The 24238-nt window shown below is 48.8% G+C and carries 26 protein-coding genes, 5 tRNA genes and 1 riboswitch; of the genes, 10 read left to right on the forward strand and 21 right to left on the reverse strand.

Translation table 11 applies throughout. The features are described from left to right. Positions 1-35 precede the first annotated feature (35 nt). Both ACFPYJ_RS27625 and ACFPYJ_RS27630 read left to right on the forward strand, forming a co-directional pair. Entirely contained in the window at positions 36-527 is a 492-nt protein-coding gene (locus tag ACFPYJ_RS27625) for a helix-turn-helix domain-containing protein (protein WP_379191465.1), read from the forward strand. A 20-nt stretch (positions 528-547) separates the two neighbouring features. Continuing rightward, positions 548-1015 (forward strand): ImmA/IrrE family metallo-endopeptidase, encoded by a 468-nt coding sequence (locus ACFPYJ_RS27630; RefSeq protein ID WP_379191466.1) that lies wholly within the window; start codon positions 548-550, stop codon positions 1013-1015. Between the two features lie 141 nt (positions 1016-1156). On the opposite strand, the gene ACFPYJ_RS27635 is transcribed toward ACFPYJ_RS27630, so the two are convergent. Further along, positions 1157-2401 (reverse strand): LamG-like jellyroll fold domain-containing protein, encoded by a 1245-nt coding sequence (locus tag ACFPYJ_RS27635; protein WP_379191467.1) that lies wholly within the window; start codon positions 2399-2401, stop codon positions 1157-1159. A 203-nt stretch (positions 2402-2604) separates the two neighbouring features. On the opposite strand from ACFPYJ_RS27635, the gene ACFPYJ_RS27640 reads away from it, so the two are divergent. Further along, positions 2605-3258, forward strand: coding sequence for an SIMPL domain-containing protein (locus ACFPYJ_RS27640; protein ID WP_379191468.1), 654 nt, complete (start codon positions 2605-2607; stop codon positions 3256-3258). A 234-nt stretch (positions 3259-3492) separates the two neighbouring features. Here the strand turns inward: ACFPYJ_RS27640 and ACFPYJ_RS27645 are convergent. The 6 genes from ACFPYJ_RS27645 to ACFPYJ_RS27670 form a co-directional block, all read right to left on the reverse strand. Continuing rightward, positions 3493-3575: transfer RNA gene (locus ACFPYJ_RS27645), tRNA-Leu, on the reverse strand. Positions 3576-3607: 32 nt separating this feature from the next. Then, positions 3608-3683: transfer RNA gene (locus ACFPYJ_RS27650), tRNA-Lys, on the reverse strand. A 4-nt stretch (positions 3684-3687) separates the two neighbouring features. After that, a tRNA-Glu gene (locus ACFPYJ_RS27655) sits at positions 3688-3762 on the reverse strand. 181 nt (positions 3763-3943) lie between these two features. Then, positions 3944-4034 (reverse strand) — tRNA-Ser (locus ACFPYJ_RS27660). 5 nt (positions 4035-4039) lie between these two features. Beyond that, positions 4040-4115 (reverse strand) — tRNA-Asn (locus ACFPYJ_RS27665). Between the two features lie 28 nt (positions 4116-4143). After that, the gene (locus ACFPYJ_RS27670) at positions 4144-4623 is read right to left on the reverse strand and encodes a SprT family protein (protein WP_379191469.1); all 480 of its coding nucleotides are present in this window, start codon (positions 4621-4623) and stop codon (positions 4144-4146) included. A 108-nt stretch (positions 4624-4731) separates the two neighbouring features. Here ACFPYJ_RS27670 and ACFPYJ_RS27675 point away from each other — a divergent pair, with 108 nt between their 5' ends. Further along, complete coding sequence (locus tag ACFPYJ_RS27675; protein ID WP_379191470.1) at positions 4732-5082, forward strand: hydrolase/acyltransferase; 351 nt, start codon at positions 4732-4734, stop codon at positions 5080-5082. Positions 5083-5156: 74 nt separating this feature from the next. Further along, complete coding sequence (gene cmpA / locus ACFPYJ_RS27680) at positions 5157-5291, forward strand: cortex morphogenetic protein CmpA (RefSeq protein WP_379191471.1); 135 nt, start codon at positions 5157-5159, stop codon at positions 5289-5291. Positions 5292-5424: 133 nt separating this feature from the next. On the opposite strand, the gene ACFPYJ_RS27685 is transcribed toward cmpA, so the two are convergent. The 4 genes from ACFPYJ_RS27685 to uptA all read right to left on the reverse strand — a co-directional run bounded on the left by ACFPYJ_RS27685 (position 5425) and on the right by uptA (position 9640). Next, positions 5425-7650 (reverse strand): Tex family protein, encoded by a 2226-nt coding sequence (locus tag ACFPYJ_RS27685; RefSeq protein ID WP_379191579.1) that lies wholly within the window; start codon positions 7648-7650, stop codon positions 5425-5427. A gap of 83 nt (positions 7651-7733) precedes the next feature. Then, complete coding sequence (locus ACFPYJ_RS27690; RefSeq protein ID WP_379191580.1) at positions 7734-8363, reverse strand: MBL fold metallo-hydrolase; 630 nt, start codon at positions 8361-8363, stop codon at positions 7734-7736. 1 nt (position 8364) lies between these two features. Beyond that, a complete protein-coding gene (locus ACFPYJ_RS27695; protein ID WP_379191472.1) occupies positions 8365-8931 on the reverse strand; it encodes a thioredoxin family protein in 567 nt (188 codons plus the stop codon). Between the two features lie 91 nt (positions 8932-9022). Continuing rightward, complete coding sequence (gene uptA / locus ACFPYJ_RS27700; protein WP_379191473.1) at positions 9023-9640, reverse strand: undecaprenyl phosphate transporter UptA; 618 nt, start codon at positions 9638-9640, stop codon at positions 9023-9025. Between the two features lie 158 nt (positions 9641-9798). Between uptA and ACFPYJ_RS27705 the strand changes: the two genes are divergently transcribed. Together ACFPYJ_RS27705 and ACFPYJ_RS27710 are read left to right on the forward strand one after the other, a co-directional pair. Beyond that, complete coding sequence (locus tag ACFPYJ_RS27705) at positions 9799-10245, forward strand: cupredoxin domain-containing protein (RefSeq protein ID WP_379191474.1); 447 nt, start codon at positions 9799-9801, stop codon at positions 10243-10245. A gap of 57 nt (positions 10246-10302) precedes the next feature. Beyond that, complete coding sequence (locus ACFPYJ_RS27710) at positions 10303-10614, forward strand: dehydrogenase (protein ID WP_379191475.1); 312 nt, start codon at positions 10303-10305, stop codon at positions 10612-10614. A gap of 92 nt (positions 10615-10706) precedes the next feature. Here the strand turns inward: ACFPYJ_RS27710 and ACFPYJ_RS27715 are convergent, their stop codons facing one another. Both ACFPYJ_RS27715 and ACFPYJ_RS27720 read right to left on the reverse strand, forming a co-directional pair. After that, positions 10707-11066 carry a hypothetical protein gene (locus tag ACFPYJ_RS27715; RefSeq protein ID WP_379191476.1) on the reverse strand — a complete coding sequence of 120 codons (360 nt, stop codon included), beginning with the start codon at positions 11064-11066 and terminating at the stop codon, positions 10707-10709. Positions 11067-11360: 294 nt separating this feature from the next. Continuing rightward, complete coding sequence (locus tag ACFPYJ_RS27720) at positions 11361-13466, reverse strand: O-antigen ligase family protein (protein ID WP_379191477.1); 2106 nt, start codon at positions 13464-13466, stop codon at positions 11361-11363. Between the two features lie 396 nt (positions 13467-13862). Between ACFPYJ_RS27720 and ACFPYJ_RS27725 the strand changes: the two genes are divergently transcribed. Beyond that, positions 13863-14576, forward strand: coding sequence for an ABC transporter ATP-binding protein (locus tag ACFPYJ_RS27725; protein ID WP_379191581.1), 714 nt, complete (start codon positions 13863-13865; stop codon positions 14574-14576). After that, complete coding sequence (locus ACFPYJ_RS27730) at positions 14573-15817, forward strand: ABC transporter permease (RefSeq protein WP_379191478.1); 1245 nt, start codon at positions 14573-14575, stop codon at positions 15815-15817. The genes ACFPYJ_RS27725 and ACFPYJ_RS27730 overlap by 4 nt, the downstream gene beginning before the upstream one ends. A gap of 205 nt (positions 15818-16022) precedes the next feature. Continuing rightward, a riboswitch (cyclic di-GMP riboswitch) is annotated at positions 16023-16113 on the reverse strand. Positions 16114-16132: 19 nt separating this feature from the next. On the opposite strand, the gene ACFPYJ_RS27735 is transcribed toward ACFPYJ_RS27730, so the two are convergent. The 7 genes from ACFPYJ_RS27735 to yyaC form a co-directional block, all read right to left on the reverse strand. Continuing rightward, positions 16133-17215: an HD-GYP domain-containing protein gene (locus ACFPYJ_RS27735; RefSeq protein ID WP_379191479.1), complete on the reverse strand. Its 1083-nt coding sequence runs from the start codon at positions 17213-17215 to the stop codon at positions 16133-16135. Positions 17216-17252: 37 nt separating this feature from the next. Then, entirely contained in the window at positions 17253-17939 is a 687-nt protein-coding gene (locus ACFPYJ_RS27740) for a GGDEF domain-containing protein (protein ID WP_379191480.1), read from the reverse strand. An 18-nt stretch (positions 17940-17957) separates the two neighbouring features. Continuing rightward, positions 17958-19622 (reverse strand): histidine kinase N-terminal 7TM domain-containing diguanylate cyclase, encoded by a 1665-nt coding sequence (locus ACFPYJ_RS27745; protein WP_379191481.1) that lies wholly within the window; start codon positions 19620-19622, stop codon positions 17958-17960. A gap of 109 nt (positions 19623-19731) precedes the next feature. Beyond that, positions 19732-20919, reverse strand: coding sequence for a class I SAM-dependent methyltransferase (locus tag ACFPYJ_RS27750; protein ID WP_379191482.1), 1188 nt, complete (start codon positions 20917-20919; stop codon positions 19732-19734). Between the two features lie 6 nt (positions 20920-20925). Then, the gene (locus tag ACFPYJ_RS27755) at positions 20926-21591 is read right to left on the reverse strand and encodes a DUF6483 family protein (RefSeq protein ID WP_379191483.1); all 666 of its coding nucleotides are present in this window, start codon (positions 21589-21591) and stop codon (positions 20926-20928) included. Positions 21592-21619: 28 nt separating this feature from the next. Next, positions 21620-22465 carry an alpha/beta fold hydrolase gene (locus ACFPYJ_RS27760; protein WP_379191484.1) on the reverse strand — a complete coding sequence of 282 codons (846 nt, stop codon included), beginning with the start codon at positions 22463-22465 and terminating at the stop codon, positions 21620-21622. A gap of 30 nt (positions 22466-22495) precedes the next feature. Beyond that, positions 22496-23089, reverse strand: coding sequence for a spore protease YyaC (yyaC, locus tag ACFPYJ_RS27765; protein ID WP_379191485.1), 594 nt, complete (start codon positions 23087-23089; stop codon positions 22496-22498). Between the two features lie 201 nt (positions 23090-23290). On the opposite strand from yyaC, the gene ACFPYJ_RS27770 reads away from it, so the two are divergent. Continuing rightward, on the forward strand, positions 23291-23521 hold the full coding sequence (locus tag ACFPYJ_RS27770) for a DUF1128 domain-containing protein (protein WP_379191486.1): 231 nt from the start codon (positions 23291-23293) through the stop codon (positions 23519-23521). 125 nt (positions 23522-23646) lie between these two features. Here the strand turns inward: ACFPYJ_RS27770 and ACFPYJ_RS27775 are convergent, their stop codons facing one another. Then, positions 23647-24093: a hypothetical protein gene (locus ACFPYJ_RS27775; RefSeq protein WP_379191487.1), complete on the reverse strand. Its 447-nt coding sequence runs from the start codon at positions 24091-24093 to the stop codon at positions 23647-23649. Positions 24094-24238 lie beyond the last annotated feature (145 nt).

Raw genomic sequence — 24238 nt, forward strand, 5'->3', positions numbered from 1 at the left:
TTATCGGATATAATCCATTTGAGGAGTGATCGACAATGAACGACGAACTTATTCTTTCGAGTTTGGGACAACGCTTAAGAAAAATCCGGATCGACAATGGATATTCCACACAAAAGGAATTATCCAATATTTCAGGCATTTCACAAGCTACACTTTCAAGAATTGAAGCAGGCCTGCAGCTGCCTGTTCCCGAGACATTAAAAACACTTTCCAAATTCTTCAAGAACATCACCTATTCGGATTTACTGATGCATGCCGGATACATGGAGGAGTCTAAGCCATCCGACTATAAATCCTCTTCGACCTCATCGACGGAACAATTGTTTTCCCCGCGGGAGGAACGCGATATTGCAGCGGATCTGGAGCGGATGATCAATGATCTGGAGTCAAACAATGCACTTGCCTTTCAAGGCGAGCCCATGAATGAAGAAACGAAGGAACTGATGCGGATTTCATTGGAGAATTCATTAAGGTTAGCCAAAGGAATAGCGAAGAAAAAATTCACCCCGAACAATCTAAAGAATTAGTTCGCAAAGGGGCGTAATCAATGGGTATCAAAAAACTAGTATCTCAGCTCACCCAGAAGCACGGAACGAACAACCCCTTTGTGATCGCATCTCAGAGAAAGATCGAAGTTCTATACGAGCCGCTAGGTGAAATTATGGGTTATTTTAATACTTACAAGCGTATTAAAATGATTCATATCAATAATCAGTTAAGCGAGAGCGAGCAGCGCTTAACATGCTCTCATGAACTCGGACATGCATTGCTTCATCCGAAAGTAAATACCCCTTTTCTCCGAAGCAACACCTTGTTCTCGATTGATCGTATCGAAAGAGAAGCCAATGAATTTGTTGCCGAGCTTCTCATTCCAGACGAATTGCTGCTTCAGCTCACCTTACAGGAGGCCGCGCAGGTGATTGGCGTACCGCCGGATATCGCCACTTTAAAACGGACACCGACTAGGAGCCTAAAGGATTTCTGGAAGGACGAACAATCCTATATTCAATTCTGATATAACCTCGGGGGAAAATTCGCTTCGGGGTTATTGTTGTGGAAGCTGTCGCTCTTAGCCTGAATCCGGTAATTCCCCCCATCCTCCAATTGACAGCAAAGGCCTGAAGCGCATGGGCTAGAGGCCTTTACCATCTTGCGATTACGGCGTTATCTTTGCTAAATTGGCAACCTGTTCTGCCGTTAGTGCCACCTCATAAATTCGCAGTTCATCCATTAGTCCCTTATACGGAGTATCCCACCAGTTAACGCCCAAGCTGAAGATGCCGTCTGTTGTTGTGAATAGGTTCGGGAACCCAGTACCGGAAAACTTCTGAACACCGTTGATATATACGGCTATACGGCCGTTATTAACGGTGAAAGCCAGATGCGACCACTCGCCCGTATTGATTTTCATGCCGGAACCGGCATCATACCATGCTGTACCTGACCAGACCATCGTATCGTTGTTCACAAATTCATGCCCTCTCGGCAGAAAGCTTACCCAGCTGCCGCTGTCCCTGGCGCCGAAGAAGGTTGTTGTGTAATCCGTAAGCTGCTCAGGATTGACCCATAACGAAACGGAGTACGTATTGCCCGAGATGAGGCCGTTTGGCAGGCGTACCCCGGAGGTTCCATCGAACGCTGCCGCATTGCCGGATATGCCCTTCGCATAAGTGATTGCGCCGCCTGATTCATCGATTTTACCGCCGGTAACGGTACCCGCTCCGGCAGAACCCGTGCGATCCGTCAGATCATTATCGAAGCCGTAATGGGCGGTTAATCCGTCTATCGATTGTTCTTTGACAACAACCGTGAATTTCTTAACTGCTGTCGCTTCACCCTTGGTAATGGTCGCGGTGAGTGTAACCGCCGCGTTCCCTGCACCCGGAATTGGGCGATTAACGACTCCGCTATCGGACACAATGCCGGCGTCCGAGGAATGCCACGTAATGTCAGCCTGACGGGTACCCTCATTAGGAAGTATTAAGTTATTCGTGACGCTGCTTGTGTCCCCAAGGCTCAAATCATTTTGCACATCGGCTGCGATTTCTGCGTCCGGTTTATCCTGCAGCTTGCTGCCCCAAATCGCTGCTCCCTTTTTCGACAAAGCGCTGAATGTCATGACATAGCTTGCCGATGTCGGATTCCATTGGCGCAAGAATACGCCGTCATATTGGATTCCATCTACCGTTAATTCGGCGCTGTTATGACCTGTTTTTTTCCACGTGCCGCTAATTTCGCCGGATATCGTATTATCCTTTTTCAATTGGATGTATACAGATTGTTTGATGTTTGCAGAAATATCTTTTCCATGGTTAATATACTGGTAATCGCCAATGATGTCTTCTCTTTTCACTTTATCGATCGTTTCTCCTGCATAGCGGTAAGGAGCAACCTCTCTCAAAATCACGTACTTACGCTGAGCAACAGCAAATTATAAAGCGCTTTCAAAACTTTAATCAAATTCGTATTTATATTAACGAAATAACAATACTATAAATAATAGAAAAACTCAATATTCCTTTTATTCATTTTTATCTTAAAATTCTATCCGGCGCAGATTCCCATACATTATAATAACCTCCACCCCTGAAAGGAGTTTCCGCGATGAACGGTTATCCATTCTACAATACGGCTGCAAAATCCCCTTCGACGATCGAAGTGCAAGGTGAAGGAACAGTGACCGCTTCCCCAGACAGAGTCTTAGTCGTGCTGGGAGCCATAACAGAAGGGGACGCTTTGCAGTTAGTCCAAGCCGAGAACGCAATGATCGTAACGAATATCATCCAATCTCTGCAGAATTTAGGCATTCCCAAGGAGAAGATACAAACGTATGATTTTCGAATTGATCCCCAGTACGATTATGAAGATGGGAAACAAATATTTCGGGGCTATAAAGTGACCCATCTCCTGCAAATCACCACGGATCGAGTAGAACAGACAGGGGTCATTGTTGATACCGCTGTGTCTCAAGGCGCCAACTCCGTCTCAAACATTCAGTTCACGTTGATAAATCCGGAAATCTATGAGAATCAGGCCTTGTCGCTTGCCGTCCGGAACGCCCGTCAAAAGGCTGTGACTATTGCCCAAACATTGGGAGCAACCATTGCCGCTATCCCCTTCCGGGTCCAAGAGCTTCCGCGTCCAACCGGGCCAATACCTTTCAAGGCCGCTCTGTTTGCCGACAGCACGGTTACGCCTATCCAACCGGGAGAGCTTACCATAACTGCCGCGGTTCGAGCATGGTATTATATCGCGTAAGTGCGCATGAATCGGAGGATTCAGAAGAAGAAAATTGACTGCTCTTGAGTGGTCACATATGAATGATGAGGAATAACCGAATTGGATTCGCAAAAGCATTCACTCCATTGAAATGTCCAAGCCGGTTTGGGAGCGCCTAACAAACGGATCACACAAAATACCAAGAATTGAGACGTTAAAGAGAATAACGACAAAGAAAAAAGCCTTGATTATTATCAAGGCTTTTTTCGAGGATGCGGTCGGAGGGATTTGAACCCTCACGCCCATACAGGCGCCACCCCCTCAAGATGGTGTGTCTGCCGTTCCACCACGACCGCAAATTATAAGTGATGTATGCTATTATGAGAAATGGTGAGCCATGTAGGACTCGAACCTACGACACCCTGATTAAAAGTCAGGTGCTCTACCAACTGAGCTAATGGCTCATAATGGTGACCCGTAGGGGACTCGAACCCCTGTTACCTCCGTGAAAGGGAGGTGTCTTAACCACTTGACCAACGGGCCATGCAAATTACTTCAATGAGATAAGTTGTCCAAACAACAGAATTTATAATATCAAATTCTTATGTTTGATGCAAGCTTTTTTTTCATCATTGACGAAGTGAGTTATTGAGGAGCTAGCTCACAATGAAGATTTGAGCAAAGAAAAAGAGCCGGCTTAACGGCCCTCGTTACATTCATGAGATGGCGGAGAGAGAGGGATTCGAACCCTCGCACCACTTACGCAGTCTAACCCCTTAGCAGAGGGTCCCCTTGAGCCACTTGGGTATCTCTCCATGAATGGCTCCCCGAACAGGACTCGAACCTGTGACAACTCGATTAACAGTCGAGTGCTCTACCAACTGAGCTATCAGGGAATGTGATTTAGTGACAAGAAAGAATATATCATGTGAGGGTTTTGAAGTCAAGCACAAAAATTTTCAAGGCTCCCCTGCACTTTCCGCAGGCAAATCGGTTAGGATCCAGTTTGCGTTTGCGCAAATATTCCATCCCGCAGCTGCGGCAGACAAGCTTATATTTATAAGGAATAACCTTTCGTTTGCTGCCTTCAGGGACCGACTTGCAGAACCTCGTCCCTCCAACCTTCGCAAGCAGTTGTTTGAAATCAGCGTCACGATGCTGGTATCCCCGCTTCAGAAGATGCAAATGATAATGGCATAGTTCATGCTTGATAATTTTCTCTGTTTCTTCCATACCGTGGTTCTTGAGCTGATGCGGACTGATCTCAATATGATGCGTTTTCGTAAAATAGCGGCCGCCGGTTGAGGTCAGTCTTCCGTTAAAAGTCGCTTTGTGTCGAAAAGGCAGGTTAAAATGTTCGAGCGAGACCTTCTCCACCCATGCTTGAAGCATATCATCATGCACGTTATATTCTCCTTCAATCATATTGCATGTTCTACTTGAATTTTAAAGTACAGATACGCTACACTGTCAAGTAGTATTAACCTGTTAAATTTGAGGGAGGCCCTAAAAATGGCACTTATGCGTTATATTGTATTACAAGATGGTCAAGGCGTCACCTTTGTCGAAATGCCTGAATCGCATGCTTACCAGCTGAGCGCGCTTAATCTGCGTCTGCATAAAGAAATCGACAAATTAACCGCAAGCAATGTTCCGTCCCTGCCTTATGCAATCGCGGAATGCGCGGATCTTGAGCTCCATGACAAATCCGTTATCGTCTATTCCGGATTGGATTATTTGAATGCGCTGGAGCATGATTTCTCATCCATTCAAGAGAAATCGTATCCGCTAATCTCGCTCTTAACGGAAATTCGCGCCCTGCAAGCCCAGCTTGAGCAGTGGTACGAGGAAGAGTTGGAGTAGGACCTGCACGGACATTCGCCTAAACTCATATGCTGTTAATACAACAAGTGACGGCTGGAAGGAGGGCGAAGTTCATGCCTCAATGGCTGTGCAACCAATTGATGCGCGCATTTCTGAAGAAAGATCAACGACAAATTCGTCTATTGAACGATTGCTGGTATTTCTACCGCACGACACAGCGTCCAGAAGACGACTCAGCAAGCCTGTAAGTGATGAACTCTACTTGGATTAACTTGAATATTGGAATGAAAAAAAGGGTGTTATCTACCGGCAGTCGTGAAGACTGCTTGAAGATAACGCCCTTTCTTTTTGAGAATATGATCTTGAATTCTTAAGCGGAGCTTAGTCAGGCTTGCGCATCGTCAAGCTGACTCTCCCCTTCTTCTCATCCACGCCGAGCACCCAAACGGTTACGGTATCCCCGACGGATACGACATCTGTCGGATGCTTGACGAATTTGCTGCTAAGCTGGGAGATATGAACCAGCCCGTCATTCTTGATTCCGATATCAACGAATGCCCCGAAATCAATGACGTTGCGGACCGTTCCGTGAAGCTCCATTCCCGGCTTCAAATCCTCCATGCTCAGAACGTCGGTATGAAAAATCGGTGCCGGCAGCTCTTCACGGGGATCTCTTCCCGGACGAAGCAGACTGTCCAGAATATCGCGCAGAGTCGGTACGCCGACACCCAGTTTAGGCGCAATCTCCCCGGCTTGAGCGGCGTTTAGAGCGGCCTTAAAGTCATCGGTGCCCAAATGTTCCAGCTTCAATCCAAGCTCCTTACAGAGCGCGTCTACAACCTTGTAGGATTCCGGATGAATCGGTGTCCGGTCCAGCAGATTACCGCTCTCCGGTACGCGAATAAAGCCGATACACTGCTCATATGTCTTAGCCCCTAGACGCGGTACGCTCTGCAGTGTCTTCCGGTCAGTGAACTTGCCTTTTTCCTCGCGGAATTTAACAATGTTCTTCGCAGTGGTTGCATTAATGCCTGCCACGTAGGACAGCAGTGATGGCGAAGCGGTATTCACATCAACGCCGACGTGGTTAACCGCCGATTCGACGACACCTCCGAGCGTCTCCTCGAGCCGCTTCTGACTGACATCATGCTGGTATTGCCCGACGCCAATGGCTTTGGGCTCGATTTTCACAAGCTCAGCCAATGGATCCTGAAGCCGTCTTGCGATGGATACCGCACTGCGTTCTGCTACGTCCAGCTTCGGGAACTCCTCTGCTGCGAGCTTGGATGCCGAATATACACTCGCACCCGCTTCGTTCACAATAATGTACTTAAGCCCGCTTGCCCCGGCTGTGCCTGCAGCTTTGCGTTTACTGATCAAATCAGCAATAAACTGCTCGGTCTCACGGGATGCAGTACCGTTGCCGATTACGATTAATTCCACTTTGTAACGATCGATCAGCCCGTTAATGAGCTTCTCCGCTTCAGCAATCTTGTGGTTGGGGGCTGTTGGGTAGCAGACAGCAACCTCGAGCAGCTTGCCTGTCTCATCGATGGCAGCCAGCTTACAGCCGGTACGGAACGCGGGATCGACACCAAGCACGACATGACCGCGGACAGGCGGCTGCAGCAGCAAATTACGCAGATTCATGGAGAAAATCTGAATGGCATGCTCCTCTGCCTTCTCCGTCAATTCCCCGCGAACCTCGCGCTCAATCGATGGTGCAAGAAGCCGTTTATAGGCATCCGTGATCGTCTGCAGCAGGATGTCCCGGATGGCGCCTGTCGTTCCGCCGCGGATCGTTTGGCGGTCGATATAGTCATGAATCCGTTCAGGAGCTACATCCAAGGAAACCCGAAGCACATCTTCCCGTTCTGCGCGGTTAATGGCCAATATGCGGTGAGGCGGCAGCTTGCGGAACGGTTCTTGGTAGTTGTAGTACATTTCGTAAACCGTCTCCTGCTTAGGATCCTTCGCTTCGGTTCGGAGAATCCCCTGGTCAAAGGTGAATCGGCGCACCCAGGCACGGATCTTAGCATCATCTGCAAGCTGTTCTGCGATGATATCCATTGCGCCTTGAAGGGCATCCTCCGCGGTTTCCACACCCTTCTGGGTATCTATGTAGCGTTTAGCCTCCATATTCGGATCGCCTTGCCGAGGCTGCGACAGCATCCAGGCGGCAAGCGGCTCAAGTCCCCGCTCCTTCGCAACGCTTGCACGCGTTTTGCGTTTCTGGCGGTAAGGGCGGTATAAATCCTCCACTTCCTGCAGCTTGACTGACGATTCGATGGATTGCCGGAGCTCCTCCGTCAGTTTACCCTGCTCGTCAATCAGGCGAATAACCTCGCGCTTTCGCGTCTCCAGGTTTCGCATATACTGCAGCTTCTCTTCAATGGAGCGCAGCTCGTTCTCATCCAGCTCGCCTGTCATTTCCTTCCGGTACCGGGCGATAAAAGGGATCGTATTCCCTTCGTCAAGCAGGCTTACCGCCGACTTCACCTTCGTAATCGGCAAGCTGATCTCCGCAGCAATCCGCTTCACGATGCGTTCCTGCTCTGCCGCTCTTTCCTCGGGTGTAAGCTCGATCTTCGCAGAAGCTGCTTCCATATCTTCTTCCTTCATCCGTTGTTTCGTCTCAGCCACTTCTTAACTTCCTCTCCTTTAAAGGGATAAAACCCCTACTTGCCCGCTTAAGCAGGCACGTAAGGGTTGTTAGCCATTTCATAGCCGATCGTGGTTTGCCCCCCGTGACCGGGATATACGCGCACGTTCGGATCAAGCTTATACAGTTTGCCGCGAATCGAATCATACAGATCACGCTCGCGGCCGCCGGGCAGATCCGTACGTCCAACCGACATCCGGAAGAGCACGTCTCCGCTGATCAAATGGTGATCACATAACAAGCTGACACTGCCGGGCGAGTGGCCCGGCGTATGCATCACCTTAAAGGTATGACCGATCAATTCCAGCATCTGCCCTTCTGCTAAGCTGAATTCCGCTGGATCCGTCGTGAGCGGCGGGGTCACATCCGACCATCTGGCAGAGCCATTCTTCTTCGCATCGGTCAGCCAATCGGCTTCCAGATCATGAAGATAAACCGGACAGCCCGCCGCTTTGCGGACAGCATCGACACCGCCCATATGATCAAAATGCGCATGCGTCAGCACGATTGCCTCTATCTTCAAATCCTTTATTCTCTCAAGCAAACGCTTCGGCTGCATGCCCGGATCGACGATAAACCCCCGTTCGCCGGATTCCTCTGTAACGAGGTAGCAATTCGTCTGCAGCGGTCCTAATGTAAACGTCTCGATTTTCAACATCTTATAAAGCAGCAAGCAGCTTATGCAGCTCTTGTACGATGATTTGCTGGTAATCCGCGCCTTCTCCGTAACGGCGTCCCATTTCTTGGCGGGTCAGACTAAGCTTTTCTTGATAATCGGCTGCATCGCGGTCAGGGTTGGCCAGCTTGAACGCTGTCATCGCTTCCTGTACGTGGCTAGGACGCGGTCCCCATTGACCGAGCACATGCCCGCCGGTATCTGCGAAGATGACGATCGGAATCCCGCGTCCGCCCATGGTCAGAAACTGATCCATCGTATCCAGGTGCTGCTCCATAATCAGAACCTCAGTCGGAATACCGGTATTCTCGAGCACTTTGAAAACAACGGGAATGTTGCGAACTACATCGCCGCACCAATCTGCCATCAAAATCAAGCAGCGCAGGTCATCGCGGTTGTTCAAGGACTCGAAAAACTCGCGATCTTCATCATTTGCAAACTCAAAGCGGCTAGACCAGTCCAGAAAAGCCTCTTTGTTTTTCTCCATGGAATCAATAAATTGCTGCGGGCTGATTCCTTTGTTCAGCTTATTGGCTACATTTTTGCTCAAGGTAGCGCCTCCTTAGATTGATTATATATGGGTGTATGTACGATGATAGTCTCTTAAGCTATTGTACCAAACGAAGCATAGTGATCACAAATTATACGGATTTACCGCGGCTTCTGATTACTTTAAACAAGACATAAGCTACCAGCAGAGCCAGTGCGATCAGTATGGCAGGCTGTACGTATGGAGCCGCCTTCTCATCGATATTTTCCCACTGATCTCCCAGACTCGATCCTAAATAAACGAATAACAGCGACCACGGAAGCGAAGCAAGTGCGCTTAGGAAAGTAAAGTACCAAAATGACATCCGGGCCATTCCGGCGGGAATTGAAATCGCCTGCCGCATGACAGGGACGAAACGAGCGGTGAACACGATGCCTGCGCCATACTTATTAAACCAGCTTTCCGCTTTGTCGAGCTGTTTGGGGCCGATTTTAATGATTTTGCCATATTTCTCGAAGAACGGACGACCTGCATAACGGCCAATTCCATACAAAATCCACTGCTGAATAACAGCTCCGACCGTCCCTGCAATCACAGCCCCAATAAACGTAAATTGGTTTCCGCCCGCATCCGATACCATATAGCCTGCGTAGCCAAGTACAATTTCGCTTGGGATAACTTCCAGCATAAGACCGATGATGATCCCAAAATAACCTAATCCTTCGATCCATTGAAGCAGGCTGTCAACCAAATCATGAAACCAACTCATTCTCCATCTCCTATCATTTAGTCTTCTATGTCTCTATTGTAGGCCTCTTACGGTATTCTAGCATACTTCCAGACCCGCCTCCATACCAGTCATGCTGGGCCAAGCCCCCGCATAGAATAGTGTAATCTATCAAAATGAAAAGAAGGTGACAAACCCCTATGTCAAAAATTTTTATCGTCAGCCGCAAGCAGCTTCGATTATTTTCCATCCTCCTGCTGGTTGTGATTATCGCCGCGGCCTGTCTCAAATGGAATCAATCCCGGGCAGCCTCCGCACTTCCGCAGGAAACCCGAATATTCCAGCTCGTAACAGGGGAGTTTTCTTCCACAACCGATGATGGCAAGGAAATTGAAGTGTACCGCTGGGATCCAGGCTCCATTACTGTCCATCAAGGCGATCATGTGGAGCTGCACATCACAGGCGTTAACGGAAAATCGCATCCTTTTGTCATCGAGGAGCTCGGCATTAAGGGTGAAGTAACCAAAGGCAAAACCACCATTGTACGATTCACTGCCACAGCCAAAGGCACCTTCCCGATCGTCTGTCTCACCCACACCACCATGGAGCACGGAGGCCCGATGGTCGGCTACATCTATGTGCAGTAAGCGTGTGACCGCATAAAAGCAGGGCGCATATATAAGGGTAGAGAGGAGTCGTTCACGATGAAATCTACTGCCCAGAAGCATGATTCAGGTTATCCAAGCGCCCGTAAAATCAGACGCTCCTGCGAGAACGAGCTGTATCGAACGATCAAACGGTTGGGTGTTTATGTGCCCAAGGATCGGCTTGCGCAAGCGGAAAAGCTTTATTTTCAGAAGGTTATTCTTAATCTGCAGTGGATCCATGAGAATTACAGCAATCGGAAGCTGCTGTCGGACTGGTGGGATGAGAATGTCTGCGCGGAAATTGCAGAGCTGTGGGAAGTCGATCACATGAAGCTGTCCACCGCTTTCCGGGATGCTTTCGGGGGCTAAATGAAAACACAAATAACAGCAGCACAGCCCCCTCAAAGGAGCTGCGCTGCTGTTGTCGTAAATGGGGGATCATTAAAAGTGACGGGGATGATTTAGCCGATGATGGCGAAAGTCTCTACACCTGCTGGAATTCTGCGGGTTCTAAACAGAACTCCATCGTTTCTTATGGCCTGAATGGTGAAAGCTGCATTCGTCAATGTGCCGATATTATTGAATCGGACGACACCGAAACGATCGAAAGTTGCTGTGGAAACGAGTTGGTTGCCCCGGAATAAACGGGCGAAAAATCCAGTCGTATTGAACGGTACCCCATTTTGCTGGACCCAAACGACGGTAAGCCGATTGAAGATCGGACCCGAACTTTGGTTTAAGCTTGTTGGTCTCGACGCTTTACGAATGACTTTTCCTGAACTGGGCACGTAAAGAGTCGGTTTGACACGAGAAGATGCCATGGTCATCACTCCTCCCCTGAGTTTGTTACAGCATATGCCGGGACAGCCCCAAGGGAGTGGACAATCTTACCTTTTTTAATTCTTATTTGCGGGAGAAATGGCTAATCTGCGCTATTTGAGACATTCGAGATTCGAGACATTCGAGACGTTCGAGATTCGAGACATTCGAGACATTCGAGACATTAGAGAGATTCGAGACATTCAAGATTCGAGACATTCGAGACGTTCGAGATTCGAGACATTCGAGAGCTCAGCTGCGGCTGACTCAGATTCTAGAGGATCATTTAAGTACTTCTATGGACGGAGCAAATTCATGAAGATCATCTGACTCTCCTCCTCCGCTTCCTTGGCAGCTTGAGTTACATAAAATTCACGTCCGTTGATCTTGATATAATGGGTTTGCGCTTCATAAGCTTGATAGAATGCCACAGCCTGCTCCGCCGCTTGCCGCGCGGCGCTTTGCTGTTTATCGGCCCGCAGCTGCTGCGCGAGCCGGGTCATGGTCACAACCGCGACCGATTGCTTGTCGCGGTTGAACCGGTCAAGGCGCAAGGCGGCGCGCATGCAGTCCGCCGCCTGCGCCCAGCGGCCAAGCTCGGCTTCATTACTGCCGAGCTCCCATAAGAGCGGAACGGACTGCGGCTCATAGCGCAGTCCGGCAGCGAGCAGCGCCGCCCTCTCCTGCGGCGGCGCGAGCTTGGCCAGCTCGATGCGAATCCGGCTCCAGTACGGATTCGTCTCGAGCGCCGCGCGCAGCGCGGCAGCCCGTGCAGTTCCGGAGGCGGCCAGTGCCGACTCGCGGTACTGCACGGAGCGGTCGAACCGCCAGCTGTACAAGCCGCTGACGGTGAATACTGCGGCAGCAAGCAGCACGGCGGCTGCCTGATTAATCGGGAAGCGCTGCCGCAGCAAGCGCTCTTGTCTGTTGTCCTCTTTGGCGCCATCCGCCCGGCTGTACAGAACGACCCAGCTTAAAAGCAGCAGCCAATAATAGCCGTAAGACATATCAAAATCAATGCTTGCATGGGCAAGAAGCGCGATGACCGGCAGCAGACCCGCGCGATCATAGAGCCACACCCGGCCAGCCATCAGCGCGAGCACAAGAAGGAAGAGAAGGCAGCCGATAATGCCTACGTCCAGCAGCAGGTCCAAATAGCCGCTGTGAACTTCCGTTCCCACATACGGCTGTGTTTGAATTTGCGTAAACTGCATCCGCCAGCTGTCGCCGCCATGGCCAAGCAGCGGATTTTTCTTAATCAACATGAGTGCATCCGTATAAAACAGCTTACGCGCCGCTGCAGTTTGAAAGTGGCTGCCCACACGTCCATGAATGTCTGCCGGAAGCAGCAGCAGAGTAAACATAATCGCCGCTGCCCCGCCGGACCATGCATAATACCCAAGTCTGCGATTCCCGGTTTCTCTCGTAATCAGCCTGCGAAGAAGCGCGTACCCTGCAAGGGCGGCAATCATCAATGCAAGTAAGAATACAGCCCCAACAAGCAGCTTATTTGAGATGCTGAAGGAATTCCCGCTGTGTGCGCCGGCACGAACAACGAACCGATAGGCAGTCCCGGCTGCCAATAAGGTCCAGCCGCTGTACAGCAGCCAGCTGGATCGTTCTGCTTTCGAAACAAGCGCTAGAGCGATCATCCAGCTCAGTGCAGCGGCAAGCCATGCACCTCTGGATTCAGTGAGCAATACTACCAGCATTGCCGGCACGGTTTGCATGGCTGCGAACCAGAAGGCCGCATTCGAACGCGTCCTTACAAGCAGCAGCCAGAACCAAACCAAATAGGCGCTCATAGCGGCGCCGAGGAAATTCGGATATTGGACGAAACCTGATAATCTCGCGCCGACTGCCGACAAACGGGGATCTCCAGTTATCATGACGATTCCTGGAAAGGAGATCCATCCCATCCACCCCGCCAGCGCCCCCCATATGACAAAAGCACCCGCTGCCTGCAGGGCAGCAGAAAGCCAGATACGGCTGCTTTCGGATCCAAATGCAAGGGCAATCAGCCACATGTAGGCCGCATAGACAGACCAGCGAATCGCCTCCTTGATTGTACTTTGAACCGAAGCGGGTTCATGCAGCAAAGACGACAGATAAAGAATCGCGATGAGGACAAGTCCCAGTACAGGCCCTGTAAAACGCGGCATACGAATATCCGCCAGCCCCAAAGAGGCAAACGGAGAAGTCACCGCCAGTCTGCTTAAACAGAAATCAACAATTTTGATTGCGATTAGCAAAAGAACAGCGAAAAGAATGATCCCTTCCAAACGATAAAAGTTCTCATCAAAAAACATACCGTACACAAAAGCGCTGCAGCCTAGCGCCAACGCAGTTAGCAGCGCAGCAATCCCCAAACCTAATGATGATTTAAGTTTTTTTGGACTCATCGATTTTCCCACCTATATTTTACCCATTCTTCCCACTGTTTCTAATTAAAAGCCTTTTCATTCCAAAAAAGTTGATAAGCGGTCTAAAACTTTTTGATTCCACAGTTCGTTATCAGCACAGCAAACACATCATTATCCCTGCTCGAAAACGCAATAAACCTACCGCGGAGGTTTGGCGTATTTAAGCAAGGATTGAGGGACTTTGGTCCGCAGCGCCAATTTGCAGCGCAGGTTTTGAGGGTTCGAGCGACTTTGGTACGAAGTACCACGAGAGCACAAACCCCAAAACCGCAGCCTTTAACTTTGCAGCGGAGGTTTTGAGGGTTTGAGCGACTTTGGTACGAAGTACCACGAGAGCACAAACCCCAAAACCGCAGCCCATGGAGGAATTCAATGATGATCCACCTAAAACAAATCGAACACGCCTTTACGCTTGGACGCAAGGGAAATGAGCGCCATGTGCCCGTCCTTAAAGGCATTGACCTAACGGTAAACAGCGGGGAAATCGTTACGTTAATCGGAAGGAGCGGTTCCGGCAAGTCCACACTTCTCCATATTGTGGGCGGTTTTATTCGGCCTACCAGCGGTACGATCAGCATTGCCTCACAAGATACGACCGCTTATACCGAGGGGCAGTGGGCTGATTTTCGCAGACGGCATCTCGGAGTTGTATTTCAAAACTTCCAGCTTATTCCGAGTATGACCGCCTATGAGAATATCGAGCTTCCGCTTGTCCTGCAGGGCACTGCGCCGACAGTCCGCCGCAAGCTGACGCTTGAGCTGATGGAGCAGCTTGGCATTGCTGAATACAGCGACCATTATCCAAGCGAGCTCTCCGGCGGACAGCAGCAGCGCGTCGGAATTGCCCGCTCGCTGATCCTGAATCCGCCAATCGTTCTTGCCGATGAACCGACAGGAAGTCTCGACAGTGAGAATGAGGAGCAATTTCTGCAGCTGCTTAAATCACTCAACCGGGAACGCAAGCTGACCCTACTCATTATTACCCACGATGACAAGGTTGCTGCAATCGGTCATAAAACGTTACGTATTGAAGATGGCAGGCTGCTTAACCAAACGGACACGCGCAAGCTGGAGGTCATTCACTCATGAAAACAAGCGATAAAATAAGATTCGTCAGACAGAATATGAAGAAGAACAAATCAAGGATCTTCATGACCGTGCTCGCAACCGCTATGGGCTGTTCCTTTCTCATCATGATTGCATCGGTCGCCTTCGGCCTGCAGAAGAGCATTGTGAGCGATATGCTCGAAGATCAGACACTAACGCAAATCCAGGTTCACTCGAAGCAAAACGGGAATGATTACGAAAATGTTAAGCCTGAAGATATTAAGGGTTTGAAGCAGCTCGACCATGTAAAAGCGGTCACTGCGCAGCGTGCTGCAAACGGTGAATCTGACATAGACGGTTTTCAAGCAGGCACCAATGTCGTCGTGACCGACTTCGAAGAAGAAACAAAAGCAGGGCTAAAGCTTTCTTCAGGCCGGATGCCCAAGGATGAATCGGAGACCATTGTCGGATTTGATTTTGCGAAGAATCTAGTCAAGAACGGAACCAAGGAAACCTACCAGGGCGATCCAATCGGTCAAACATTGACCTTCCAAGCAAAAGGGTATGATCCACAAACGAACAAGGAAATACAGCTGGGCACAGTCACAGCAACCGTTGTCGGCATACTGGAAAAGCCGGCCAAAGAATGGATCGAGGGCACGAATATCTATTTATCCGACAAACTCTCGGGCAAGCTGTTTCCGCCAAATGAAGAAAACCTCCCGGCTGTTTACGTCTATGCAGATAGCGCAAAGCAAGTAACCACGATTTCCAAAGTGCTGCGGGAGCAGAATTATGTGATTTACTCGGTAGCGGATTCCATCAAAAAGATGGATCTTGTCTTTCTCGTTATGAAAATCGGCCTCATATTCGTAGGTACGATTGCCGTCCTCATCGCTTCGATCGGTATCTATAACACCATGACAATGGCGGTGACCGAACGTTCACAGGATATCGGTATCATGAAAGCGATAGGTGCACATCCGCGGACCATCCGCAGTGTATTCTTGTTAGAGAGCTTCGGTATCGGCTTACTGGGCATAACAATCGGAACGCTCGTCTCCTATGGACTCAGTGCAGTTATTAACAGGGTGGTACCGCCAATCTTATCCTCCGTGCTGGACAGCAAGCCGCCTGAGAACTTTACCTTCTCCGACATTCCGATCACCTTAACCTTGGTTAGCGTTGTTATCAGTTTGGGTGTGGCGATCCTATCCGGAATGCGCCCTGCTTCAAGAGCGACACGAATTGATGTGCTGCGAGCCCTAAGACGTGACATATAACGAATCACCATAAAACAAAGGCGCGACTGGCCATTGACCCGCCCGCGCCTTTGCTCTGTTCCTGCATGATTCCCCATTTCAAAAACCGCTGCGATTCCCGTTTCATTTGGGCTCCATTGGATTTTCGGCGTTTACCTCTGCCAACAAAAATAGACTCCCCTACTTGAAAGCCGCCCTGGTTTCACCTATTCTGCAAGGTGTTCCTTTCGGCAGCCAGGCTGTCATTCATTCCTTTAGGAATCTTAGACCCTATAGCTTTGCGTCCTTGCTTTTCAACAAGTTTGCTATTATCGATGGTATGAAATTGGACCCCGTTTAAAGTTCTTCGGCAATCATTAGATTGTTCTCGTCCTTAAGGTCAATTTGGTAAGGTGAAGCAGGTACTGTTCCATCAGCTTCACGCAGGATCCTCACGGTAGGACGATGAAGAGCCAGCGGATTATTGAGCGCTACTACACCAACCTGACCTGAACTCAGAAGTACCGAAGTCGAAACCGGATAAATCGAAATATGCTTGCAAAAGGTTTTAATCAACTCCAGATCGAAAAAGGTACTTCCCGCTCCAAACAGAAATTCAATGGCCTCTGAAGGATTATAACGCTTCCGATACGGTCTGGGGGAGGTTAGGGCATCGTATACATCAGCAATTGCGATAATTTGTGCATATTCATGAATCGCGTCATTCTTAAGCTTCCTGGGGTAACCGGATCCATTAAATCTCTCATGATGCTGCAGAGCACAATGAGCGGACAACAGCGAGATATCATGCTGCGCCCGAATGATATTAAATCCCTCCTCCGTATGCTTCTCCATTGCGGCCCTCTCCGCATCTGTAAACGGAGATGTCTTATTTAACAGCTCTTTCGGGAGCTTCGTCATTCCGATATCGAATAACAATGCACCCATCCCAAGCTCTTCAAGCTGGTTTCGATTATAGCCTTTGGCGAGTCCCATAATACCGGATAATATAGCAACATTAACCGAATGCTGGAACAGATAACCGTCTGCGACATGGATATTCGTCAGACTGACCAAGACATCTTCACGTGTGATCAGGTCCTGCATAATATCCCCGAACACCTTACGAAACGAGCGACCCATCTCCGGCGCAATCGTTCTGCCTCTAATGACAGGCTGATCGACGAGCGTGCTCATCGTTTTGTAGACCGTTTCAGTCGCCTTTTTCAGCGTATCATCGCGAACTGCACTAGTCGGTTCCAGACCTTCTGTCATCGGATCATCAATGTAAAGGGTATCAATGCCAAGTCCCGTTAAGCGGGTTATAAACCGTTCGTTCAGTTCCACACCTGATCCAAGTAATATATTTCCATTTTCCTGAAGAACGGCACGAGCTAATTTATCTCCAGGCTTTACGGAGTGAATGTGTAATTTTCTCATCTGTGTACTCCCGCCTTTAATCACTTCCTGCTACGCCCTAAGCTTGCTTTACCTCAGGCTCGACTGGTCTGCGCTTCGTTACAAGCTTGTCTGCATACATCCGTTTATCAGCGGACTGTACCAGCTGAATCAATTGTGTCCCATCCTCCGGGAACACGGAACTGCCAAGCGATACCGATAATCGCATCCCGGCATGCAGGGAAAGCTTCAGCAGCTGATCATGAATGTGAGCCGCTAATTTCTCTATCCCTTTGTCGTCGGCATAAGGACAAATCATAATGAACTCGTCTCCGCCCCATCTGCCTACAATCTCACCTTTGATGGAGCATGCTTTCAATGTCTCCGCAATCATCCGGAGTGCTGCATCTCCCTGAGCATGTCCAAAGCGATCATTCACTTCTTTAAAATCATTCACATCGAGCAGTAAAACCGACATTCTTTTGTTTCTGCGCTGTGCTTGCCGGCCCAGCTTCGGGAATCCCGATCCAATAAACCGGCGATTGTAAATCCCCGTTACACTGTCGGTGAAAGACTCTGCTTTTAGTCGATCAAATTTACGGCCAAACAGCCAAGCAAGCGGTAAACCGGCTAAAGCAGCGATCGCTGCGCCAGAAGAAGCCGCCGTAAAGCTATTGAGTCCATTTGACCAATAACTGAATCCGGCCGTAAACAGTATAACGCCAATTGCTGCCGTTCCTGCTGTAATACGCCCTTCGTACGACATAGGCTTCCTCTCCGCTCCTTAGAAATTAACGATGCGATTACGCCCATCTTCTTTGGCCCGGTAAAGAGCCAAATCCACTTTAACAAACAACTCTCGCAAATAGGCATTCGCATCCACAACAAAAACCTCGGTTTGTTCTTCTACGGCGAGTACACCCATACTGATCGTTACCGAAATCGCTTCATGTTCGATACCCGTTGGAATTTTGTTCCCCTCCACGGCTGCCCGGATCCGCTGAGCCAATATTTCGGCTTGAGCCCGGTTCGTATGAGGCAGGTAAACGGTGAATTCTTCTCCCCCGTATCTTGCAAGTATATCTGTTCTTCTCAAGGATGCGCGTACCACATCGGCCGTACGTTTAATGACTTCATCTCCGACAGGATGCCCATACTGATCATTAACCGATTTGAACAAATCGATATCAAATAAAAAGATAGCAAACGGAATGCGGTATCTTACATTCGTTATTACTTCATGCTCCAGCTGCTGCATGAGATATCTACGATTGAAGCATCCGGTTAAGCCATCTGTAATCGCCATTATCTCGAGCTTCTGATTCGCTTGAAACAGTTCATCCTGCATAAACATCAGTGCCCGGTTCCGTTCTTGAAGAGCAGCAAATTGCTTGTATGAATCATCAATTAGCTTTCTCAGCTCCGAAATATCTTGAAGCGTAATGACTCTTCCGATCATATGGTTCCCTATGACAATCGGCGCTACATGCAAAGACAGATAGAGCAGTTTATCTTCCGTGTTTAAACAAATTTCAGTTTGCAGCCGGTCACCCGGACTCATCCAATACGCTTCAAGAAACGCTGACGCCTGATTGCCTGGCGAGAAAGAGCCGATCAGTTTATCCATTTCAAAGTTGTCACCGACTTTAAGCTCCAGCAGAGGGCTGACGGTTCGGTTTATTTCAATGACTTGTTCCTGATCATCCAGAACAATGATGCCTACCGACATTGTATCCACAACATCCTGCTTAGCGATTTTGATAATATCGAATGCACGATGTTTATGAATCGATATAATAAAATAAATATCCGAAACGACTATACCAATTGATGTAAGACCAGATATAACAGGAAACCAATAATCAAATACGACATTGAATAACAAGTCCAATACGGCAAAGCCGACAAAGATGAAGATGCCTAATATCGCGTTGGCAATCTGAGGCCTTCCCTGCAGCGGTTCAGATTTGCGAAAAGCCCTCCAAAGCAAACGAAATGAATGTATATAATAGCAAAGAAGCACGGCGACCATAAACCAAAATATCGGTCCGTAAACCCGTGTCACGTACTCTCCCTCGACCCCGGATATAAAGGCATTGCCCGGATTCCAAACGATTCCGATTACAGGAAGCAGAGACGGCAGCAGCATAAAATAGAGTGATTTCCGTTTTGGCGCATAGGTCGGATCAATCAGAAACTTGGAAAAAAGAACCCAACCAAAGCCGAGCATAGATATGCCGACAAACGAAATCGTGATGTAGGTAAGCTGGAGTTGAGGATTGTCTGTCGTGTGAACGGCAACTTGTCCAAGGGGCCAAATCATCATAAAGAAGTGGAATAATAGATAGACTTTATGCAAATTCGTAATCACATTAAAAGCGAAAACGTAGATAAATAGTATAAACAGAATAAGAAAGAGGCTTAAGTCCAGCCATGTCAATAGTCCCACAATGCTTCACCCAATCAGCGAGTTTATAGTATAAAATATCGACCTGGGACCAGCCATACTCTCCCATTCTATCACATTGCGTATTTATTCGACAATGATTTACACAGTCTTATTTAACGGCTTCTGTCACCCGTGACAAATGGTCTTTAAGTGCATGCTCCAGATAGGGCGAAAGACTCAGAAGATCTCGGAAAGCTGTGTACTCGTCCCATTTCCGCTTTGTATCTGCCGCAGCTCCTCGAACCGCCCGAATCAGCATGTTCTTGGGCGTGTGCTCCGGGTCGATAAATTCAAGCAGCTGCGTTTTATAACCCAGAACATCCAGCAGCTGCGCACGAACGGCATCAGTCGCCAGAGCTGAGAATCGCTCCTTCAATAAGCCGTGAGATAACAGCGGCTTCAGATCGTCATTGGCCACCTGCCGGAATAATTCATGCTGACAGCACGGAACAGACAGAATAACTGAGGCTCCCCAATCGATGGCTTTAACAAGCGCAGCATCTGTTGCCGTGTCGCAGGCATGAAGGGTAACAACCATGTCCACGGCAGTTTGATCCTCGTATTGCGCAATATCGCCAACTTGAAAATGCAGCTTCTCATAACCTAATTTACGGGCAAGCTCGGTACAGAATGCAATGACATCCTGCTTCAGATCCAAGCCTACGACGGAGATTTGGCGATTTTGCTTGACTGCAAGCAAATGATAAAGCGCGAACGTTAAGTAAGACTTGCCGCAGCCAAAATCAACGATTTTGATTTCCCGGTCCGCCGGCAAATTCGGCAGGACATCCGTAACCATCTCAAGGAACCGGTTAATTTGCCTGAACTTATCCTGCTTCTTGGCAATCACCTGCCCGTCCTTGGTCATGATGCCGAGTTCGATCAGGAATGGAACCAGTTCCCCTTCTTGAACGACGCGCTGCTTCTGGCGGTTATGGGAAAGAGAATCCGCCTCTGCCTTTGCCGTAGCGGACTTCAGCAGCATTGCCGCTTTTCCTTTCTTGGAAATCAGCAGCTGTGCATCCGCATGACTGGTCTTGAACAGCGCTTGACGGTAATGCTGCTGCAGCCATTCCATAACCCGTGAATAAGCTTCAGCGTGCGGTACGTTCTCATGGGTTACTTTTGTCTGAAAATGATATTCGAATTGAATATGCTTGCTTCCTTTCAGCTCAATGGGACGAATGATTGTTTTGGCCGGAATATGCTCATCCTTCCGCCGCAGCTGACTTAAGGTTGCTTGACGCAAGCTGCCATCTTCTATCCATTGCTTGATATCCTCTTGCCACTCTTCCATCTTCTCTCATTCAGCTCCTAAACCTTCTTTATCCATCAATATCCGCTTTCGCCCTTCAATAACCTCGCCCCTTGGAAGCCCGCCTCCGCTTAGCAGCTCGTCCGGAAGAAGCAGCAGACGACGATAAAACTCATCTGCTTCCCCGCCTTGGACTTCACCGTCTTCAAGCAGTTCATGCAGGACATTCTCAGCTTGATCATAGCGTTTGTCCGCTTCATACCATTCAAACATCAGCAGCTTGGTTGCTGCCGGAAGCTCATAGACATTCAGCTTCACGGCAAGATCCGCTGCCTCCTCAGACGGCGTGCGCAGCAAGGCCGGAGCATCCAGCAAAGAGAGACGAATAAAGAGATGAAAGGCTTTTAGACGGCTTATATAGCTTTGATCCGGACGGCCGAGCTCATCTAATATTTCCGCTTCTTCCTTCATAAGCAGTGCAATAGCGTGCAGATTAGCCGTCTCTACGACTCCATTGGTCGTCATTATCCGCACGAGATCCGCATCGGACAAGGATCTTATTAATTTGGCGTTCATCCGGAACTGTTGATTGAACAGATCATCGATAACCAGGAGAGCTTCCTCCTGTTTACGCTCTTTGCGCAGACCCATCATTTGCCCCATAACCTGCGCCATCTGACCAATCATCCGCATGAAATAGTCTCTTTCGAACATGGTTCATCCTCTGCCTCTCCCGGGCTAGCTAGATTGTAGATAGAAAGCTAATGAACGCTGAAACCTGTTTGCCGAGCTCTGCCGGCTCTTCCACCATCGACATATGCCCAGCTCCGGAGATCAGCACCTGGGATACGTGAGGTCCATTCGCCGTAAATGTATTCTCCACTGGAATAACGCCATCCTCAGAGCCGGCAATTAGCAGCAGCGGGATTTGCAGCTCATCCAGCATTGCGGTCCTGTCTGGCCGTGCTTTCATCCCAAATGCTGTAGCCGCAGCGCCTGCAGCCGATGTACCAGAACCGATATCAATGATCCGCTGTACACTTTCCTTCATCGACTCCAGATGAGCAGGAGCGAACAGCTTCGGAACTAATCCGTTTACAAAAGGGTCGATACCGCCATCTTGCAGCGCCGCCGCTGCCTTATCGCGGTTCTTCTTCGCTTCCTCGCTGTCAGGCTTGGCAGTGGAATGGATCAGACTCAGGGACTTTAAACGGTCCGAGTGCCGCTCTGCAAAGGCTAAGGATACATATCCGCCAAGCGAGTGGCCGAATAAGCTTATCTTCTCTATATGAAGAGCATCCAGTAAGAGAAACAAATCTTCTGCGAATGCATCCATTTCATATACATCATCAGCCGGTGCAGAGCTGCTGCCATGCCCGCGCAGATCCGGAATGAGGATTCGGGCCCTGCTCTCTACAATCGGAAGCAGCTGTTCCCAGTAAGCGGAGCTCCCGCAAAAACCATGGAGGAATACGGCAGCCGGTTCTGTCGAAACCGCGCTCTTCTCCTGACTCTGTGAATCATAGTAAGCGATTTGACGCCCGCCTGCTATCGTAATCGACTGATTCGCTAACGATAATGCTTTCATATTCCTTCATCCTTCCAATTCGAGAATTAATCAAGCTCTTTCCATTACCCGATCTTCATTCACTCCAAAAGCCGGCCAAGCCGCATGAGCAGCATCCGCAACGGCGCGGGACATCCCCATCACTTCGTATAGAGATGCGCTTTGCAGACTCCAATAAGGTTTAGCACTAAGCGGCCCAACTATGCCTTCCAGACTGAAATCTCCGATGGGCGGCAGACGTTTGCCAACTGCTCTTGCCGGATATAAGGGGCCACCCGATACCAGATAACAATCTTCTTCATCTATTTTGCCCAGACAAGCGTCAATAGCAACAACTGTAAGCGAGGAAGGGATGTCCCATACCTCAGCTTCATATCGAGTCGAATCGCAGGGGGATTGCAGCGTACCGATTACGTTAAGCCATCCCTGCTCCCTCAGCATGGTTCCGATCCATGGGCCGAAGGAATCGCCGGTTGACCGATCTGTTCCAATACATACAAAAACAATCTGCGACCGGTCGGGGTGTTTGAGCGCGATTTCATTAAAAAACCGGCGCACACCTTGAATGGAACATTTTTCCTTAAGATGCTGCTTGAGTCTTGCATCCTGATTTATAGTTCTGCGCTTTTTAGCCCGATTACCCATGATGAACACTCCTAAGAGTTTTGCAACTCACTTCGAAAGCATAACCCAAAGTGATTCTGCGTATTAAATGAAGGCTTCCCATCTAATTGTACTCAATTGAGCGGCAGGCATCAATCCACAGGAGGTAGCAGGTAGCGGGCACTATCCCGCACATGATACAATACGGACAACCGTACAGGTAGGAAAGGGAGGCTTTCGATTATGAAAAATTTGAATGAACCGACAGCTGAAAATGTCGAATTTATGATAGACGCCATCAAAACCAAATTGAGAATGGCTTCTGGAGCAGCTATGCAGGCCTCAAATTTTGATCTCGACAAGTATGAGGATATGAAAGACATCTACGACATTGTGGCTGGAAAAGACAAATTCAGCATCAGCGAGGTTGAAGCACTCGTATCTGAGCTTGGACGTTTGCGTTCAAAGCAATAATCATTTCCTTCTTACAATTTGTAACAATTAATTACATTATTCGACTTTAATTTCACAAAAATAAACCGGTGCTTATCAAGCGCCGGTTTTTTTCAATATGGAACGAGCAAGGCAAACCATTGACCCTATTCATTTCCAGATTCCGCAAGAGGAGACGCGGCCGTAATGGACAGCTTAATCGTAACGGCTTTATGCTCACCCTTCAAGAAATGAGCAAGTCGCTCAAGCTTATCGGCAAGTTCCGGACCTGACAAAGTTGAATTCAGCTCGTAGCCGAACTGGTCGGCAGGAGCGCTGTACTGGCTCGATACGTAGGGGGATGTTATATAACCGTCCGCTCCACTGCGCGAAGATAGCAGCTGCTCAGGAGAGAACTTATCTGATTTATTAACGACCCGCTCGTAGATCCGGAGTTTCTTAAGAAGCATATAATATTGAGCTGAATGCTTGAAGCCCCATGCGTCTCGAATATCTTTAAGCGTGTAGTCCATCTTCCACTGCTTCAGCTTCTCCACTTGCTCATCCGTTGACAGACTCAAAAAATTATCCAGCGGCATGATTGGTAAAGGCATATGGATCCTCCCGAAAAATCTATATTTGAACCTATATTACTTTTCGCCACAAACAACAATAATCCTCTTATTAATTATAAATAAATTCCATTAATTAATATTATCACATTTCAAAAGACCGAAACAAGAAAATAGGTTTAAACAA

It is taken from the genome of Paenibacillus solisilvae (assembly GCF_042656405.1).
GTDB classification, from domain to species: domain Bacteria; phylum Bacillota; class Bacilli; order Paenibacillales; family Paenibacillaceae; genus Paenibacillus_Z; species Paenibacillus_Z solisilvae.

Excerpts from the sequence above, each read along its gene's own strand:
- ACFPYJ_RS27630 (WP_379191466.1), top strand. The coding sequence starts at position 548 with ATGGGTATCAAAAAACTAGTATCTCAGCTCACCCAGAAGCACGGAACG.
- ACFPYJ_RS27755 (WP_379191483.1), bottom strand. The coding sequence starts at position 21,591 with ATGTTCGAAAGAGACTATTTCATGCGGATGATTGGTCAGATGGCGCAG.
- ACFPYJ_RS27710 (WP_379191475.1), top strand. The coding sequence starts at position 10,303 with ATGAAATCTACTGCCCAGAAGCATGATTCAGGTTATCCAAGCGCCCGT.
- ACFPYJ_RS27685 (WP_379191579.1), bottom strand. The coding sequence starts at position 7,650 with ATGGAAGCAGCTTCTGCGAAGATCGAGCTTACACCCGAGGAAAGAGCG.
- ACFPYJ_RS27730 (WP_379191478.1), top strand. The coding sequence starts at position 14,573 with ATGAAAACAAGCGATAAAATAAGATTCGTCAGACAGAATATGAAGAAG.
- ACFPYJ_RS27740 (WP_379191480.1), bottom strand. The coding sequence starts at position 17,939 with ATGTCGTACGAAGGGCGTATTACAGCAGGAACGGCAGCAATTGGCGTT.
- ACFPYJ_RS27625 (WP_379191465.1), top strand. The coding sequence starts at position 36 with ATGAACGACGAACTTATTCTTTCGAGTTTGGGACAACGCTTAAGAAAA.
- ACFPYJ_RS27775 (WP_379191487.1), bottom strand. The coding sequence starts at position 24,093 with ATGCCTTTACCAATCATGCCGCTGGATAATTTTTTGAGTCTGTCAACG.
- ACFPYJ_RS27640 (WP_379191468.1), top strand. The coding sequence starts at position 2,605 with ATGAACGGTTATCCATTCTACAATACGGCTGCAAAATCCCCTTCGACG.
- ACFPYJ_RS27675 (WP_379191470.1), top strand. The coding sequence starts at position 4,732 with ATGGCACTTATGCGTTATATTGTATTACAAGATGGTCAAGGCGTCACC.
- ACFPYJ_RS27735 (WP_379191479.1), bottom strand. The coding sequence starts at position 17,215 with ATGAGAAAATTACACATTCACTCCGTAAAGCCTGGAGATAAATTAGCT.
- ACFPYJ_RS27770 (WP_379191486.1), top strand. The coding sequence starts at position 23,291 with ATGAAAAATTTGAATGAACCGACAGCTGAAAATGTCGAATTTATGATA.
- ACFPYJ_RS27715 (WP_379191476.1), bottom strand. The coding sequence starts at position 11,066 with ATGGCATCTTCTCGTGTCAAACCGACTCTTTACGTGCCCAGTTCAGGA.
- ACFPYJ_RS27705 (WP_379191474.1), top strand. The coding sequence starts at position 9,799 with ATGTCAAAAATTTTTATCGTCAGCCGCAAGCAGCTTCGATTATTTTCC.
- yyaC (WP_379191485.1), bottom strand. The coding sequence starts at position 23,089 with ATGGGTAATCGGGCTAAAAAGCGCAGAACTATAAATCAGGATGCAAGA.
- ACFPYJ_RS27720 (WP_379191477.1), bottom strand. The coding sequence starts at position 13,466 with ATGAGTCCAAAAAAACTTAAATCATCATTAGGTTTGGGGATTGCTGCG.
- cmpA (WP_379191471.1), top strand. The coding sequence starts at position 5,157 with ATGCCTCAATGGCTGTGCAACCAATTGATGCGCGCATTTCTGAAGAAA.
- ACFPYJ_RS27750 (WP_379191482.1), bottom strand. The coding sequence starts at position 20,919 with ATGGAAGAGTGGCAAGAGGATATCAAGCAATGGATAGAAGATGGCAGC.
- ACFPYJ_RS27690 (WP_379191580.1), bottom strand. The coding sequence starts at position 8,363 with ATGTTGAAAATCGAGACGTTTACATTAGGACCGCTGCAGACGAATTGC.
- uptA (WP_379191473.1), bottom strand. The coding sequence starts at position 9,640 with ATGAGTTGGTTTCATGATTTGGTTGACAGCCTGCTTCAATGGATCGAA.
- ACFPYJ_RS27760 (WP_379191484.1), bottom strand. The coding sequence starts at position 22,465 with ATGAAAGCATTATCGTTAGCGAATCAGTCGATTACGATAGCAGGCGGG.
- ACFPYJ_RS27725 (WP_379191581.1), top strand. The coding sequence starts at position 13,863 with ATGATCCACCTAAAACAAATCGAACACGCCTTTACGCTTGGACGCAAG.